Annotated in this window: 17 protein-coding genes; 9 read left to right on the top strand and 8 right to left on the bottom strand. The window is 62.5% G+C overall.

The window, feature by feature from the left end:
- The first annotated feature begins 67 nt into the window (after positions 1 to 67).
- The gene (locus BLU15_RS32070; protein WP_060644091.1) at positions 68 to 880 is read left to right on the top strand and encodes a helix-turn-helix transcriptional regulator; all 813 of its coding nucleotides are present in this window, start codon (positions 68 to 70) and stop codon (positions 878 to 880) included.
- 55 nt (positions 881 to 935) lie between these two features.
- Here BLU15_RS32070 and ptsN read toward each other — a convergent pair whose 3' ends face one another.
- From ptsN to lptC, 6 genes are all read right to left on the bottom strand, one after another.
- Positions 936 to 1,400: a PTS IIA-like nitrogen regulatory protein PtsN gene (ptsN, locus tag BLU15_RS32065; RefSeq protein ID WP_034797457.1), complete on the bottom strand. Its 465-nt coding sequence runs from the start codon at positions 1,398 to 1,400 to the stop codon at positions 936 to 938.
- A 172-nt stretch (positions 1,401 to 1,572) separates the two neighbouring features.
- Complete coding sequence (gene hpf / locus BLU15_RS32060; protein ID WP_034797455.1) at positions 1,573 to 2,145, bottom strand: ribosome hibernation-promoting factor, HPF/YfiA family; 573 nt, start codon at positions 2,143 to 2,145, stop codon at positions 1,573 to 1,575.
- 223 nt (positions 2,146 to 2,368) lie between these two features.
- Positions 2,369 to 3,904, bottom strand: coding sequence for an RNA polymerase factor sigma-54 (gene rpoN, locus BLU15_RS32055; RefSeq protein WP_090300950.1), 1,536 nt, complete (start codon positions 3,902 to 3,904; stop codon positions 2,369 to 2,371).
- 146 nt (positions 3,905 to 4,050) lie between these two features.
- Entirely contained in the window at positions 4,051 to 4,869 is an 819-nt protein-coding gene (gene lptB, locus BLU15_RS32050; RefSeq protein WP_034797451.1) for an LPS export ABC transporter ATP-binding protein, read from the bottom strand.
- A gap of 12 nt (positions 4,870 to 4,881) precedes the next feature.
- Positions 4,882 to 5,442 (bottom strand): LptA/OstA family protein, encoded by a 561-nt coding sequence (locus BLU15_RS32045; RefSeq protein WP_034797449.1) that lies wholly within the window; start codon positions 5,440 to 5,442, stop codon positions 4,882 to 4,884.
- A gap of 15 nt (positions 5,443 to 5,457) precedes the next feature.
- Complete coding sequence (gene lptC, locus BLU15_RS32040) at positions 5,458 to 6,126, bottom strand: LPS export ABC transporter periplasmic protein LptC (protein WP_090300949.1); 669 nt, start codon at positions 6,124 to 6,126, stop codon at positions 5,458 to 5,460.
- Between the two features lie 263 nt (positions 6,127 to 6,389).
- On the opposite strand from lptC, the gene sppA reads away from it, so the two are divergent.
- The 3 genes from sppA to BLU15_RS32025 all read left to right on the top strand — a co-directional run bounded on the left by sppA (position 6,390) and on the right by BLU15_RS32025 (position 8,233).
- A complete protein-coding gene (gene sppA, locus BLU15_RS32035) occupies positions 6,390 to 7,349 on the top strand; it encodes a signal peptide peptidase SppA (protein WP_090300947.1) in 960 nt (319 codons plus the stop codon).
- Positions 7,350 to 7,385: 36 nt separating this feature from the next.
- Entirely contained in the window at positions 7,386 to 7,781 is a 396-nt protein-coding gene (locus BLU15_RS32030) for an integration host factor subunit beta (protein ID WP_370689537.1), read from the top strand.
- A 107-nt stretch (positions 7,782 to 7,888) separates the two neighbouring features.
- The gene (locus tag BLU15_RS32025) at positions 7,889 to 8,233 is read left to right on the top strand and encodes a lipopolysaccharide assembly protein LapA domain-containing protein (protein WP_034797442.1); all 345 of its coding nucleotides are present in this window, start codon (positions 7,889 to 7,891) and stop codon (positions 8,231 to 8,233) included.
- A 61-nt stretch (positions 8,234 to 8,294) separates the two neighbouring features.
- On the opposite strand, the gene BLU15_RS32020 is transcribed toward BLU15_RS32025, so the two are convergent.
- Entirely contained in the window at positions 8,295 to 8,753 is a 459-nt protein-coding gene (locus BLU15_RS32020) for an SRPBCC family protein (RefSeq protein ID WP_060580658.1), read from the bottom strand.
- Between the two features lie 310 nt (positions 8,754 to 9,063).
- Here BLU15_RS32020 and BLU15_RS32015 point away from each other — a divergent pair, with 310 nt between their 5' ends.
- The 5 genes from BLU15_RS32015 (at position 9,064) to BLU15_RS31995 (ending at position 14,907) form a co-directional block, all read left to right on the top strand.
- On the top strand, positions 9,064 to 10,218 hold the full coding sequence (locus tag BLU15_RS32015) for a class I SAM-dependent rRNA methyltransferase (protein WP_034797624.1): 1,155 nt from the start codon (positions 9,064 to 9,066) through the stop codon (positions 10,216 to 10,218).
- On the top strand, positions 10,215 to 11,075 hold the full coding sequence (locus BLU15_RS32010) for a TrmH family RNA methyltransferase (RefSeq protein ID WP_043615629.1): 861 nt from the start codon (positions 10,215 to 10,217) through the stop codon (positions 11,073 to 11,075). The genes BLU15_RS32015 and BLU15_RS32010 overlap by 4 nt, the downstream gene beginning before the upstream one ends.
- On the top strand, positions 11,072 to 11,563 hold the full coding sequence (gene lspA, locus BLU15_RS32005; RefSeq protein ID WP_090300945.1) for a signal peptidase II: 492 nt from the start codon (positions 11,072 to 11,074) through the stop codon (positions 11,561 to 11,563). The genes BLU15_RS32010 and lspA overlap by 4 nt, the downstream gene beginning before the upstream one ends.
- A gap of 55 nt (positions 11,564 to 11,618) precedes the next feature.
- Positions 11,619 to 13,895, top strand: a complete 2,277-nt coding sequence (locus BLU15_RS32000) for a hybrid sensor histidine kinase/response regulator (protein ID WP_090300943.1) — start codon at positions 11,619 to 11,621, stop codon at positions 13,893 to 13,895.
- Between the two features lie 121 nt (positions 13,896 to 14,016).
- Positions 14,017 to 14,907 carry a l-ornithine N(alpha)-acyltransferase gene (locus tag BLU15_RS31995; protein WP_034797430.1) on the top strand — a complete coding sequence of 297 codons (891 nt, stop codon included), beginning with the start codon at positions 14,017 to 14,019 and terminating at the stop codon, positions 14,905 to 14,907.
- 349 nt (positions 14,908 to 15,256) lie between these two features.
- Here the strand turns inward: BLU15_RS31995 and BLU15_RS31990 are convergent.
- Positions 15,257 to 15,595, bottom strand: a 339-nt coding sequence (locus tag BLU15_RS31990) for a phosphate acyltransferase (RefSeq protein ID WP_256386715.1), incomplete at its 5' end; no start/stop codon positions are given.

Below are 15,595 nucleotides of genomic sequence, written 5' to 3'. Positions count from 1 at the left end.
ATTGTTGACGAGTGAGGGGCTGTCGATATCCCATGGGGGATACGTAGGGTTGGGGGATGACAAGGGAATGCTCGCAAGCGAGTCCGTCGATATCTCGGCGATGATCGGCCTGATCGGCACGGAAGATTTCGGCCGAGCGCTCGATCGGATGCTCCGATCGGTCACCGGCTTCGATCTCTCGGTCGCGTTTGCCTATCCTTACGATGCAAGGCCGATCGTCCTGCATGACGGCTATACGGCCAAGGTGTCGGCAAGTGCGCTTTCCGCCTATCTCGGCGGCGCCTACCTGCTCGATCCCTTTTACGTCGCCTGTTGTGCCGGCCAGCCGGCAGGGCTCTGGCGAATGCGCGAGCTTGCGCCGGACCAGTTCTTCCTGTCCGACTTCTCGTCGTCGGCGGAAGTGCATCCCTGCGTGTCGATGGAATCCGGCGTTCTCGTCGAGGAGGTGGGCTTCGTCATCCCGCTCGATGGTGGCCTGCAGGCGACCTACTCGTTGATGCGCGGCCGCGGCGGCGAGCCTTTCAGCGAGACGGAGCTGGCCAGGCTGCGCGTCTACGAGCCGATCGTGCGCGAGGCCATCAGGTCGAACTGGCGCCAGCAGGGCCAGACGATTGCGCCGTCGCCCTCCGAGGAGGGCGACGATGCGATGGAGGCGGCGTTCGAAAGCCTGTGTTCAGATCGGCTGACCAAGCAGCAGCGCAACATCGTGCGCCTCATCCTTAGGGGCCACAGCAACCTGTCGATCGGCAAGGTGATGAACATTGCCGAGGGCACGGTTCGCATCCACCGCAAGAACATCTATCGCCGGCTCGGCATTTCGAGCCAGGGTGCCCTGTTCCGGATTTTCATTGATCATTTGAACGGGCGTCAGCTCTACTGAAGCAGGCTTCGGGCGGACTGTGCGCATCCTGCCGGATGCGCCCCGTTGTTCAAGCTCAGGCCGCGTGCGAGGTCGCGTCGTCGTCGAGCAGCGTGTAGATCGCGCTGGCGGAATCGCTCGAGCGGATCTTGGCGACCATGTCCTGGTCGCGAAGCACGCGGGCGATACGCGACAGGGCTTTGAGGTGGTCCGCGCCGGCGCCTTCCGGAGCGAGCAGCAGGAATACGAGATCGACCGGCTGGTCGTCGAGCGCCTCGAAATCGACGGGCGTGTCGAGACGCGCGAAAATGCCGATGATCGAGGGGAGATTGTTGAGCTTGCCGTGCGGAATGGCGATGCCGTTGCCGACGCCGGTGGAACCAAGGCGCTCGCGCTGCAGGATCACGTCGAAGATTTCACGCTCGGGAACCCCGGTGATCTTAGAAGCTTTTGCCGCCAATTCCTGAAGGAGCTGTTTTTTCGAGTTGGCCCTCATGGCCGGGATGATCGCATTTTGATGCAGTAGACCTGCCAATGCCATTCTTTTGTCCTCGTTCGCCGGTTAGAGCCGGACAACATCATCACAAATGCGTCGCAATGGCTCTAACCATCTTTGTCATGGCGGATCCCATGCACAGAAAAGTCACATTTCCGGCCTGGCCGCTGAGTTGCGGGAGAGGGACGCCGGCACGCCGGCATCCCTCTTTTTTCGCTCATGCTTTGATATTGGCAGCATCGATCCAGCCAATATTTCCATCGTTGCGCCTGTAGACGATATTCAGTTCGGCCTTGCCGGGAGTGCGGAACATCAGGACGGGTTCGTCCGTCATGTCGAGCGCCATCACGGCGCTTGCGACAGACATCGTCCTTAATTGTTTCGAGCTCTCAGCCACGATGGTCGGCGCATAATCCTCGGGAACTTCGTCGTCCTCGAACGGCACCGAATCCATCACTGTGTAAGCCACCTCGGCAGCGTTCTGTCCGTTGCCGTTGTGGTGATCCTTCAGCTTGCGCTTGTAGCGACGCAGACGCTTTTCGATGCGATCCGACGCCGCGTCAAACGCAGCCTGTGGATCGTTCGCCTGGCCGTTCGCCTGCATTACCACGCCCGTATCGAGATGAAGCTTGCAGTCGGCGCTGAAGCGCGGCCCGGATTTTTCCACAGTGACCTGGCTTGAATATCCTCCGTCGAAATATTTGGTAACGGCCTGCTCGATCTGCTCGCCAATGCGGGCGCGGAACGAATCGCCGATTTCCATCTGTTTACCGGATACACGCACACTCATGGAGTTTCCTCTCTCGTTCGTGATTTGCGCAGCCAGTCTATTCCAAGCGGTCCCGTCATCCAAGCCTTTCAGACTTGCGAGCGCGCCTCTGTCGCAGCCACCGGTCGCACCGGAGGCTTCCGGGGTGAGCAGTCCCCGGCAATTGCGGCGGGCTCATATCGTCTGTGTCGGAGAGAGTCAATCGAAGGTCGCAAAAAAGTTAATGCGCCTTAACTTCCGGTGCTCAGAAACCGGCGGCCTTGGCGAGCGCGCGCTTCTCCCGCCGGCGCTGCACGGAGGAGGGGATATTCATCGCTTCCCGGTATTTGGCGACCGTGCGCCGCGCGATATCGATGCCGGCCTTCTTGAGGACGTCGACGATGTCGTCGTCAGAAAGCACCGCCTCGGTGCTCTCCTCGTGGATCAGCGTGCGGATCTTGTGGCGCACGGATTCCGCCGAATGGCTGTCGCCACCCTCGGCCGAGCCGATCGAGACGGTGAAGAAATACTTGAGCTCAAACAGCCCGCGCGGCGTCAGCATGTACTTGTTCGAGGTTACGCGGCTGACGGTCGATTCATGCATCTTGATGGCGTCGGCGACGGTCTTGAGGTTCAGCGGCCTGAGGTGCCCGATGCCGTTGACGAGGAATGCGTCCTGCTGGCGCACGATCTCGGTGGCGACCTTCATGATCGTGCGGGCGCGCTGGTCGAGGCTGCGCGTCAGCCAGTTGGCATTTTGCAGGCATTCGTTGAGGAAGGCCTGGTCGGCGCTGTTTTTCTGCGTGCCGCGTGACACCGAAGCGAAGTAGTCCTGATTGACTAGAACGCGCGGCAGCGCATCCGGATTGAGTTCGACCATCCATGAGCCGTCGGGCGCTGCCCGCACGACGATATCGGGCACGATCGCCTCGCTGACGCTGGTCTCGAAGCTGGTGCCGGGCTTCGGGTCGAGCTTGCGGATTTCCGCCAGCATGTCGATCAGGTCTTCCTCGTCGACGCCGCAGATCTTCTTCAGCGTCGCGAAATCACGCCGCGCCAGGAGTTCGAGATTGGCAAGCAGCGCCTCCATTGCCGGATCGAGCCGGTCGCGGGCGCGCAGCTGGATGGCGAGACACTCGCCGAGCGAGCGGGCAAATACACCGGGCGGATCGAACTGCTGCAGCGTCAGCAGCACCCTGAGGACATCGGCATGGGCGGCACCCAGCCGTTCGCCAACCTCGCCGAGGTCCGCCTGCAGGTAGCCGGCGTCGTCGAGTTGGTCGATGAGATGCTGCGCGATCAGTCGATCGGAAGGAACCGGCAGCGCGAAGGGCAATTGCTCCAGGAGCGTTTCGCGCAGGCTCTTGCGGCCGGCGACGAAATCGTCGAGGTCGTAATCTTCGCCCTCGCCGCTGCCGGGCATCGATTTCCACTGGCCAAGCAGTTCCGGCGCATCGGCGCGTTGCGGCGTGGTGTCGTCCTGGAAGACATTGGCGAAATCGGCATCGAGCTGGTCGTCGAGCCGCTCGCCGCTTTGCGACGTGGCGCTGTCATAGAGATCCGCCTGGCCGCCGTCGTCGCTTCCGCCACTCTCGTCTCCGCCGGCCATCTCGCCCTGCTCCGGGGCGACCTGATCGTCATTTGCCTGAAATTCGAGCAGCGGGTTCTTTTCGACTTCCTGGGCGATGAACTGGTTGAGCTCAAGATGCGTCATCTGCAGCAGCTGGATCGACTGCATGAGCTGTGGCGTCATCACCAGGGACTGGGACTGGCGCAGATGAAGGCTGGCGGACAGGGCCATGCTGACGCGAAACTCCCGAGAAATCTCCAGGGGCCGCGGTGCTTCTCCGGTCGCCGGTCGGGCCCTTTTCTTAATTGGCCCAAAAATTGCTTATCGGAAAGGTTTGGTCAAGCGCGTTCGCGGGCGGAATCGCCCGCGAGGCGGTCTCAGAGGCTGAAATTGTCGCCGAGATAGAGCCGGCGCACGTCAGGATTGGTGACAATGTCGTTGGCGCGACCATGCGTCAGCACCTCGCCGGCATGGATAATGTAGGCGCGATCGATGAGGCCGAGCGTCTCGCGGACATTGTGGTCGGTGATCAGCACACCGATGCCGCGCGAGGTCAGGTGCCGGACAAGCGCCTGGATGTCGGCGACCGAGATCGGGTCGACGCCGGCAAAGGGCTCGTCGAGCAGCATGAAGGTGGGGTCGGTCGCAAGCGCACGGGCGATTTCGAGACGGCGGCGTTCGCCGCCAGAAAGCGCGATCGCCGGCGACTTGCGCAGATGCGTGATGTTGAACTCGCCGAGCAGGTCGTTGAGCTTGCTTTCGCGCCGCTCCAGGTTCTTGTCGTGAACCTCGAGCACGGCGCGGATGTTCTCCTCGACCGTCAGCCCGCGGAAGATCGACGCTTCCTGTGGCAGGTAGCCGACGCCGAGGCGTGCACGCCGGTACATCGGCATGGTCGTCACGTCATTGCCGTTGATCTCTATCGAACCCTCGTCGACGGGGACGAGGCCGGTGATCATGTAGAAGCAGGTGGTCTTGCCGGCGCCGTTCGGCCCGAGCAGGCCCACGGCCTCGCCGCGCCGCACCACCAGCGACACGCCGTTGACGACCCGACGCTCGCGATAGGCCTTGGTCAGTCCGCGGGCAATCAGGGTGCCGTCATAGCGCGCCTTGTCGACCGCATGGCCGGAAGCGACCGCAGTGGTCGCCGACGGCTTGCGGACCCGTTTGCGCTTGTGGAGGAAGGGAAGTTGCACGAGCGGTCTACGTCAGTTCGTCTTGCGGGACTTCGGGTCGAGCTGGATCTGCACGCGGCCGCCGCAGGCTTCGAGCTGGGCCTCACCGGTTTCCATCTGGACGTTAAGCTGGCAGCCGACGAAGACGTTCTTGCCTTCGGAGAGAACGACCTTGTCGCCCTTGAGAACGAAGACCTGCTTGGTCATGTCGAACGAGCCGGTATCGGCCGTCGCCTGCTGCGTGCCGGAGCTCAGGAACACCTTTTCGCTGACCTCGATACGGTCGATGTCGGCGTCGCCGCTCGAAACCGAGCCGCCGCCGGACTTGTAGAAGACGACCATATTGCCGGCCTGCAGCGTCGTCGTGCCCTGCACGACCTTGACGTTGCCGGTAAAAATCGCCTTGCTTTCCGGGTCCTTGATTTCGAGCTTGTCGCTCTCGATCTGGATCGGCTTGTCGTTGGACAGCTCAAGGCCTTTCATCTTGCTCGACGTGGCCTGCGCAAAAGCGCCGGAGGCAATAATCAAAGCGCCGGCTCCGGCAATGGCCAGGCTGGCGGAAATCTTGAAAAATGATGCGGTTGTGACCGACATGGAGTGCACCGGGTCCTATTTCGCGTTTTTGCGGATGGCTGCGGGCTCGACGTTCACCCTCACCATACCCTCGAAAATTACAATACGTCCCTTATCCGTCATTCGCAGCGTCTGCGCAATGATCGAACCACCCTTCATGCTGATCGCAACGGGCTGCTTCGTTTCCATCTCGCCGGCATTGATGTCCAGATAGGCCGACTGGAAGTCGGCGTTGATGCCATTATTGACGGAAATGGTGAACGGGGCGTTCATGTCGAGTGTATTGGCGCCGCGATCATAGATGCCGTTGGTGGCGTCGACGGTCGCTATCATCGAATCCTTCATCGGCATTTCTGCGTGGATCGTCTGCAGCGTGATGATGTCGGGGTTGGCGATATCCTGAAGCGCCCGCTGGGCCTTCATCGAGTAGCTGATGCCCTGCTTGTTGCGACCGGAGATCGCCGGATTCTTCATGACGATCTGGCCGTCCTCGATCGTCGCGGTCTCGATCTGCAGGTCGACGGGCATGAACGCGCGCACGAAGGACACGGCGGCAAAAATGACGGCAATGACGCCGGCGATGATCGGCAGGATGATCTTCAGGCGGCGCACGCGCGCGGAATGCCGTGCGGCGAGCGCATAGGCGTCGGCGGAGCTCGCACCCGTATCGGCAAAGATGCCCGGGGCTGGCGCGTGGTTCAACATGGAAGGGCCTGTCGGTTCTACTGCTTTTGTCGCTGACCCAACGTGGGGGTCATTTACATACATTGGTGTAAGTCGTCGCAAATATGGATATTTTTTGCTGACGCACAATGGCGCCGCAAAAAAACTCGGGTGAAGCGCAAAAACGCCAGCCGCGGCTTTCAACCGTGGTCAAGCGCGTCTATGGAATATGCCTCTTCGCGCGCAGATAGCACGTTCCCGCGGAAACTGACAGAAGCAGCGCCAACAAATCGGGAGAAACCCACATGGACGAACTCGCCATCGCCGATCGCCGCAGCCTGCGCCGGAAGTTGAGCTTCTGGCGCTTTGTGGTCGCGGGGCTGCTTCTCCTCGTCGCGCTCGCGATCTTTGCCTGGTCCGGGGCTGCCGACGATGTCGGCCACAACAGGCAGCATGTGGCGCGCGTTGCGATCACCGGCCTGATCCAGGATGACCGCGAACTGCTCGAGCGCCTGCAGAAGATTGCCGACAACGATAGCGTCAAGGCGCTGGTGGTGACCATTTCGTCGCCGGGCGGCACCACCTATGGCGGCGAGGTCATCTACAAGGCGATCCGCAAGGTGGCGGCCAAGAAGCCGGTCGTTTCCGACGTGCGCACACTTGCCGCCTCGGCAGGCTACATGATCGCACTCGGCGGCGATACGATCGTTGCCGGTGAGAGCTCGATCACCGGCTCCATCGGCGTCATCTTCCAGTATCCGCAGGTCAAGGAGTTGATGGACAAGCTCGGCGTCTCCCTGGAATCGATCAAGTCGCGGCCGCTGAAGGCGGAACCTTCGCCCTTCCATCCGGCGAGCGACGAGGCGAAGGCCATGATCCAGTCGATGATTGACGACAGCTACGCCTGGTTCGTCGACCTGGTTGCCGACCGCCGCAAGTTGCCGCGTCCCGATGCGTTGCTGCTCGCCGACGGACGCATTTTCACCGGTCGCCAGGCGCTGAACGCCAAGCTCGTCGACAAGCTCGGCGGCGAGGACGAAATTCGCGCCTTCCTCACGGAGAAAAAGGTGTCGAAGGACCTGCCGATCGTCGATTGGGAAGCCCCCCGCAAGACCCTGCCTTTTGGCCTCGGCGCGCTGGTCGGCAACTGGATCAAGATGTTGGGATATGACGCTTTTCCGGCAATGAGCGGGCTCGAAAAAATTGCAGGCGACAAGTTGTTTCTTGACGGTCTTGTTTCGGTTTGGCAGGTTGATGGCCAATGAGCAAGGCGACATATACCCAGCCTGAGCCGTCGAGCGATGTCGGTGATTTTGCAAATGCCGCGCACCGCCTTGCGGAAATCACAATGCAGACCGAAAAAGCAAAACAAACAAGAATTTGAGGGGGCGACAGTGATCAAGTCAGAACTGGTGCAGATTGTTGCGGCTCGCAATCCGCATCTCTACCACCGCGACGTCGAAAATATCGTCAACGCGGTCCTCGATGAGATCACCGACGCGCTCGCTGCAGGCAACCGGGTCGAACTGCGTGGCTTCGGCGCCTTCTCGGTCAAGAACCGGCCGTCGCGGTCGGGGCGCAACCCGCGCACCGGCGATTCCGTTTTTGTCGAGGAAAAATGGGTACCGTTTTTCAAGACCGGCAAGGAACTGCGCGAGCGGCTCAACCCGGGCATGAACGGGGAAGACGAGGATTGATCATCCTTGGCGGTCGCCAGAGACCCCTAACGACCCCTTTTATACGAGGCCCGTTGCCGGCAAGCGTCTGGCAAAGAGCACGGGCGTCGGCGAGATGGAGCGATTGAATGTTCAAGAAACTGATCAACATCGTTGTTCTCGTGCCGGTCGCTATCATCCTGATTGTGCTGAGCGTGGCCAACCGCCAGAGCGTAACGCTGGCGCTGAACCCCTTCCGGCCGGAAGACAGCGTGCTTTCCGTGAGCGCGCCGTTCTTCGTCTTCCTGTTCCTTGCGGTCATCGTCGGCGTCATCCTCGGTGCCGCCGCGACCTGGTTCAGCCAGGGCAAGTACCGGCGGCGCGCGCGCAACGAGGCCAACGAAGCAGTGAAGTGGCACCGCGAGGCGGAGAAACACCGCAGCCAGGCGGAAAAGCTCGCAACCCAGGCGACGCTCGCAGCGCCGCAGAACTGATCAGAAGTTCACAAGCCTGCGAAGACCGAGACGGGGCGCCCGTTCGGTCCGCGTCGCCTCTTTAACTCGCAGCTTCCGCCGTACCGCCGACGGCGGCGCTAAAATCGGCGAAGAATTGCTGCGCCAGCTTCTTGGCGGTTGAGTCGATCAGGCGCGAGCCGAGCTGCGCGAGCTTGCCACCGATCTCCGCCTTGACGTCGTAACGCAGCACCGTTTCGTCCCCGTCCGCTGTTAAGGCGACGTCGGCGCCGCCCTTGGCAAAGCCGGCGATGCCGCCCTTTCCTTCGCCCGAGATCGTATAGCTCTGCGGCGGATTGAGATTGGAGAGCACGACATTGCCGGTGAAGGAGGCCGAGACCGGGCCGATCTTGATCTTCACCACGGCCGCAAGCTCGGTTGGCGACGTCATCTCCAGCGACTGGCACCCGGGAATGCATCGCTTGAGAATTTCCGGGTCGTTGAGGCCGCGCCACACCGCGTCGCGCCCAGCCGCAATCCGCTCTTCGCCGGTCATGTCCATGCGTTTTCCTCCCCCCCATGCGACGCCGCGCGCCCGATATCGACGCGCAAATGTCGCTTCGACACACTAGACCTGCCGCGGAATTTTGTTGCGAAGCCGGTTCCAGCCCAAGAAAATTCGCAGCGGGTTCTTGCGCGTTATCTTCGCAAAACGGAAACGGCTTTGCCAAGAGCATCAGCGATGCTATTTGCAGCTTCAAGAGATGCCGCGGCTTCAGGCTGCGGCGACAAACCTCATGGCGTCCGCCGGCCCGTCCCGGATACTGCGCAGGCAGGCGGCCCATGCACTAACAAAGCCCAGGGATTTCAGCGTGAAGGAAAAGGACCGGCGGTCGAAGAATGCCTCCGTGACGACGGCCAAGGGCCGTGGTGCCGAAGCGCGTGGCGGCGGCCGCCACGATCAGAAACGTTCGGCACCGCCGAAGGGCGGCGGCTTCAAGGAACGGCCGGCGCGACCGGCGGCAGCGCAGACGGCGGAGACGCGCGAGAAGCCAGCAAAGCATACGCCTGCACAGGAAACGCCGGCGCGGGTGATCGCGCGGCGAACGGGGGAAAAGCCGGCCGAGCGCATACCGCTCATTCTCGAAACGTCGGACGCATCCGGCTATCACCTGATCGACAGCGGCGCCGGCGAAAAACTTGAGCAATACGGTCCCTACCGCATCGTGCGCCCCGAGGCGCAGGCGCTCTGGCCGCGCAGCCTGCCCGATAGCGTCTGGGAAAAAGCCGACGCGATCTTCACCGGCGACACCGACGAAGACGGCATGGGGCGCTGGCGCTTTCCTGGCGCCGTGCTCGGCGAGACCTGGCCGATGCAGCTTCTCGGCACCGATTTCCACGGTCGCTTCACCTCGTTCCGCCATGTCGGTGTGTTCCCGGAACAGCTCGCGCACTGGAGCTGGGTGAAGGATCAGGTGGAAAGGGCGGGGCGGCCGCTGAAGGTGCTGAACCTCTTCGGCTACACCGGCGTCGCCTCGCTGATCGCCGCCAGGGCCGGCGCCGAGGTGACCCATGTCGACGCCTCCAAGAAGGCAATCGGCTGGGCGCGCGAAAACCAGCAGCTGGCGCGGGCCGAAAACCTGCCGATCCGCTGGATCTGCGACGATGCGATGAAGTTCATCCAGCGCGAAGAGCGCCGCGGCAGCCGCTACGACATCATCCTGACCGACCCGCCGAAGTTCGGCCGCGGGCCGAACGGCGAGGTCTGGCAGCTTTTCGACCATCTGGCGGCGATGCTCGACATCTGCCGCGAGATCCTGTCGCCGGAGGCGCGCGGCCTGGTGTTGACGGCCTATTCGATCCGGGCGAGCTTCTACTCGATCCATGAACTGATGCGCGAGACGATGCGCGGCCACGGCGGCCGGGTGGAGTCGGGCGAGCTCATCATCCGCGAGGGCGGGCTTGACGGTCGCGAGCCGGGCAGGGCGCTTTCGACCTCACTCTTCAGCCGCTGGGTACCGCAATGACGAACGACAGAAGCGAACACGGCACCGGTCGTGTCGGTCAGGTGAAGGAGGTCACGAGCCTCACCAACCCGATCATCAAGGACATCCGCGCGCTGACGCAGAAGAAGCACCGCGACGAGACGCGCTCCTTCATGGCCGAGGGCCTGAAGCTGGTGATCGACGCGCTCGACCTTGGCTGGAAGATCAAGACGCTGATCTATGCCAAGGCGGCCAAGGGCAAGCCGCACGTGGAGCAGGTGGCGGCAAAGACCTTCGCCAAGGGCGGCCTGGTATTGGAAGTCAGCGAGAAAGTGCTGTCGACGATCACCCGGCGCGACAATCCGCAGATGGTCGTCGGCATCTTCGAGCAGCGTTACCAGTCGCTGAAGGACCTGAAGCCGCAATTGGGCGAAACCTATGTGGCGCTCGACCGCGTCCGCGATCCCGGCAACCTCGGCACCGTCATCCGCACCGCCGATGCCGCCGGCGCTTCCGGCGTCATTCTCGTCGGCGAGACCACCGATCCGTTTTCGCTCGAAACCGTGCGTGCGACCATGGGCTCGGTCTTTGCCATGCCGGTGGCGCGCGCCAGCGTCGAGGACTTCATCCGCTGGCAGAAATCCGCCGGCGTGAAGGTCGTCGCGACCCATCTCGCCGGCGCTGTCGACTATCGCACCATTGACTACAAGACCAAGCCAGTCGTGCTTCTGATGGGCAACGAGCAGTCGGGTCTGCCGGAGGAACTCGCTCGAGAAGCCGGTGCGCTTGCCCGCATCCCGCAGGCCGGCCGCGCCGACTCGCTCAATCTGGCGATTGCCACCGGCATCATGCTGTTCGAGGCGCGTCGCCACCTTCTGACCCTGGATGCCCGCGCATGAGCGAGAAGCAGGTGCTGTTTTCGCGGCCGCTGCCGATCGCGGTCTTCATCGTCTTCGCGCTCATCGCCGACCAAGTGATCAAGTATCTGATCGAGCTTTACCTGCCCTTCAATCAGGCGGTCCATGTCGTGCCGATGCTGGCGCTCTACCGCACCTACAACTACGGCGTCGCCTTCTCGATGCTGTCAGGCATGGAGGGCTGGTTCATCGTCGGCATGCGGCTCACCGTCTGCGCCTTTGTGCTCTGGCTGTGGAAGCGCACGCCGAAGGATCGGTTCTTCGCCCATTTCGGCTATGCGCTGATCATCGCCGGCGCGCTCGGAAACCTCGTCGACCGGCTGCTCTTCGGCTACGTCATCGACTACATCCTGTTCTATACGGAGACGTGGTCTTTCGCCGTCTTCAATCTGGCCGATACCTTCATCACCATCGGCGCCGGCGCGATCATTCTTGACGAACTACTGCACGCGAAAAAAGCGGATCGCTAAGATTTTATCGAAGCCTTGAAGCCATTCAGAACGCCTGTCGTGTTAGCCGGAACGCATGAGCGAACCGTCACGACTGCTAGAGCGGATCGAAACCGGCTTCGGGAGAGACGCCCGGGCGGGTAAGGCTGCGTCGGTTTCGGCGCTTCCGCTCGATGGGCCGGCGTCCCGTCAGGTGTCGGCGCAGCCGGCTTCCGGCGCGCGCTCTGCGCTTAGTTACGTATCCCTGGCGCTGCTCGGCCTGGTCGCTTCCGGCCTTGTCCTCGTCGTCGGCATGACTGCCGGCTTCCACCTGTTCGCCGCGGCGATTGCCGCGGCCGGCGTGGTCGGTGCGCTTCTGCTCGCCGTCGAAGCCATCCGCGCGTTTGATAGCGTGCCGGTTTCCGATGAGGTGGAGCGGGACCAGGATTGGCACCGCTCCGAAACCTCGGCGTTGCTTTCGACCATTCACGATGCGCTGGGTGACCTTGCGATCATGCGTGGCATGGACGGAAAGATCGTCCACGCCAATGCTGTCTTCCATCAGGTCTGCGGCCGATCGGATGTCCGGGGCATGGCCTGCGGCGCCCTTGGGCTGAGGTTCGAGCCGAAGGCTGCGCCCAATCATTACCTCGTGCGCATCGCCGCGGCCGAAGGCGTCCGCCTTTTCGATTGGCATGACGTGATCGCCCGCGATCCGGCGAGCGGCAAGCTCATGCGTCACAGCATTGCGCGTGATGTCACCGAGGAAGCGCGCGCCGCGCGCGAGCGTGAGGCGGCGCGCCGGCGGGCCGAGGAGGCGAGCCAGGCAAAGTCGCGGCTGCTCGCCACCGTCAGCCACGAGATCCGCACGCCGCTTTCGGGCATTCTCGGCATGAGCCATCTGCTCGGCCAGACCCGCCTGTCGAGCGAGCAGCAGAACTATCTCGCCGGCATGCAGCAATCCGGCCACGCTCTGGTCCAGCTCGTCGAAGACCTGATCGACTTCTCGTCGCTTTCAGCCGGCCGCTTCCAGTTTCGCCCCAGCCGCCAGGATCCGCGCGGCGTGATCGAGAGCGTCGTGGAAATGCTCTCCAATCGCGCCCACGAGAAGGGCATCGAGATCGGCGCCACCGTTTCCGTCGACGTGCCCGCGCTGATGGCTTTCGACGCGGCGCGCCTGCGCCAGGTGCTCTTCAACGTCATCGGCAACGCGGTCAAATTCACGGAAGTCGGTGGCGTCTTCGTCAGCGCCGACACGATCGAGGACTGCGTGCGGATCCGTATCGACGATACGGGGCCGGGCATGTCGCCCGACGACCTGAAGCGCATCTTCGAGGAATTCGAGCAGGCCGGCAACGACGAGCAACGCGCCAAGGGCACAGGGCTCGGCCTCGCGATCTCCAGGCGCATCATGCAGGCCTGCGGCGGCAGTCTCACGGCCGCAAGCGCGCCCGGCCGCGGCAGCCGCTTTGAAATCCGCCTGCCGCTTGCCGAAGTCGAGGCGATTGCGTCGGAGCGCCGCTCCACCCTCGCCGGGTCGCATGTGCTGGTCATGGCTCCCGATGGACCGGCCTCGGCGGCGCTGGCGGCAACCATCGCGACGCTTGGCGGGCGCTGTCATCGCGCAACGACGCTTGCCGCAGCCCAGCATGTTCTTGCCGATGTGCAGGCAGGTGGCGCGCCACTCACCGACGTGATCGTCGACCACCGGCATGCGCAGCAGTACGAGCAGCTCCTCGCACTCCAGCCGGCCATCGGCCGGCTGGAGGTTCGCCGCACCTATCTGATCAATCCGGAGGAGCGCAACAGCCACCCCGTCAACCAGATGGATGGCTACGAGGCCTGGCTGATCCGGCCCTTGCGCGAAAAGTCGCTGATTGAAGTGCTGCTCGGACGCCTGAAGGGCATCGAAAAACGCGACGCGATCAACGACAACAGGCCGGTCCTGCGCGAGGAGCCCGTCGTTGAACCCGTCCGCCGGCCGGGACACGGCATCCTGCTGGCCGAGGACGATCCGATCAATGCGTTGATCATCCGCACGCTGTTGCAGCGTTCGGGACACGCGGTGCAGCTCGTCAGCGACTTCGCGGGGGTCGCCGAGACGCTGCGAGCCCCTGCCGGAAACGCCTTGCCGGCACTTCTGGTCACCGACCTCAATATGCCGGGTGGCGACGGGCTTTCCATGATGCGGCACATCCGTAATGACGAGGCAATACGCTCCTTGCCAAGGTTGCCGGTCATCGTGCTGACTTCCGATATCCGCGAGGATATGCGCGACCACCTGCTTGCCGCCGGCGCCGATGTGGTGTTGGCGAAGCCGGCCGACCCGCAGGTGCTGACTTCGGAGATCGCGCGTCTGCTGCGCAAACGGTAACTCTTGCGATGGTTACGGTATTGATCGGGCGGCGGGGGTTGTACGCAACTTTCATGTCACTATGTTGTTGCAGAAACGTGGTCTAAGCCCCCGCAGACAGATTTGATTCGGGATAACGCGGATGGCCATCGAGCTACTGGATTCAGCGAACGTGGTTGACACTTCTCAGGCTTGCATCGGCACGAAAGCTGCCGTCCCGACGACCGACGTGCTTGGCCGGATCGCCAATCTTGAGACGCGCCTTGCCCGCACGGCATCGGAAATCGATGCTGCCCAGGCCGTGCGCTACAAGGTTTTCGTCGAGGAGATGAAGGCGCAGGTCGGCCCCGAGGCCGATCGGCGCAAGCGCGACGTCGACAGCTGGGACGCGATCTGCGACCACCTGCTGGTTCTCGACACCTCGATCGAAGGCGACGCCGAAGATCAGATCGTCGGGACATACCGGTTGCTGCGCCAGGATGTGGCTGAGCGCTCCGGCGGCTTTTACTCGTCTTCCGAATTCGCGATCGACGCGCTTCTCGCCCGTCATCCGACCAAGCGCTTCATGGAGCTCGGCCGCTCCTGCGTCCTGCCGGACTACCGGACCAAGCGCACGGTCGAACTCCTGTGGCAGGGCAATTGGGCCTATGCGCTCAAATACGGCATGGACGCGATGTTCGGCTGCGGTTCGTTCCCGGGTGTCGTTCCGGCCGAGCATGCGCTGGCGCTGTCCTTCCTGCACCACAACATCCGCGCCCGCGACGACTGGGCCGTCAGCGCACGGCCCGAGCTGCACCGGACGATGGATTTGATGCCGGCCGAGGCGATCAATGCCAAGAAGGCGCTCGCCGCTCTGCCGCCGTTGATCAAGGGCTATATGCGCCTCGGCGCGATGGTCGGCGATGGCGCCGTGGTCGATCATGCGTTCCGCACCACCGACGTTCTGATCGTTTTGCCGATCAGCAATATCTCGGGCCGCTACCTCAACTACTACGGCGCAGATGCCGGACGTTTCGGTGGCGCCGCCTCCTGACCGGGTCCCGGTGAGGTTAACCAATTATTAATGATGGATTTGACTTTCAAGGTCGAAAGAGAGACATGTATTGTCATGTTCTTCTCTAATTTTATGACGAACGAATAGAGAAAATAAATGGAGAAACTGCCGATCTTCCGGGGGTCGACAGGTATAGGGTTCCCAAGACTCCGTCTTTCATTACCTTAAACATAAATGCATTGCCAGTTATTAAGCCCGCCTCCTTTTCGGAGAGCGGGCTTTTCTTCTTTATAGTTGTATCGAATTGCTACCAATCGGGGTCGCGCGTTGACCCGAATGAAGGCGGCTGCACCAAAATGAAGCAGCCGCCGGACCGGCAATGCCGGTCCTACATGCCGGCGTTGTAGGCCGCGATCGCCGCCATGTTGACGATGTCGGAATCCTTGGCCGACATCGAGACGATCTGGATCGACTTGTCGAAGCCGACGAGCAGCGGGCCGATCACCGTCGAGCCGCCGAGTTCCTGCAGCATCTTGGTCGAAATCGATGCCGAGTGGAACGCCGGCATCACGAGCACGTTCGCCGTGCCCGAGAGGCGGCAGAACGGGTATTGCTCCATGACGCGAGCATTGAGCGCCACGTCGGCGGCCATCTCGCCGTCATATTCGAAATCGACGCGGCGCTTGTCGAGGATATTGACCGCTTCGCGCACCCGCTCAGAGCGTTC

Origin of the sequence: Ensifer sp. YR511, from assembly GCF_900103045.1 — a bacterium.
GTDB classification, from domain to species: domain Bacteria; phylum Pseudomonadota; class Alphaproteobacteria; order Rhizobiales; family Rhizobiaceae; genus Ensifer; species Ensifer adhaerens.
The sequence above is the reverse complement of the archived record's forward strand: the minus strand, read 5'-3'. Positions and strand labels throughout refer to the sequence as shown.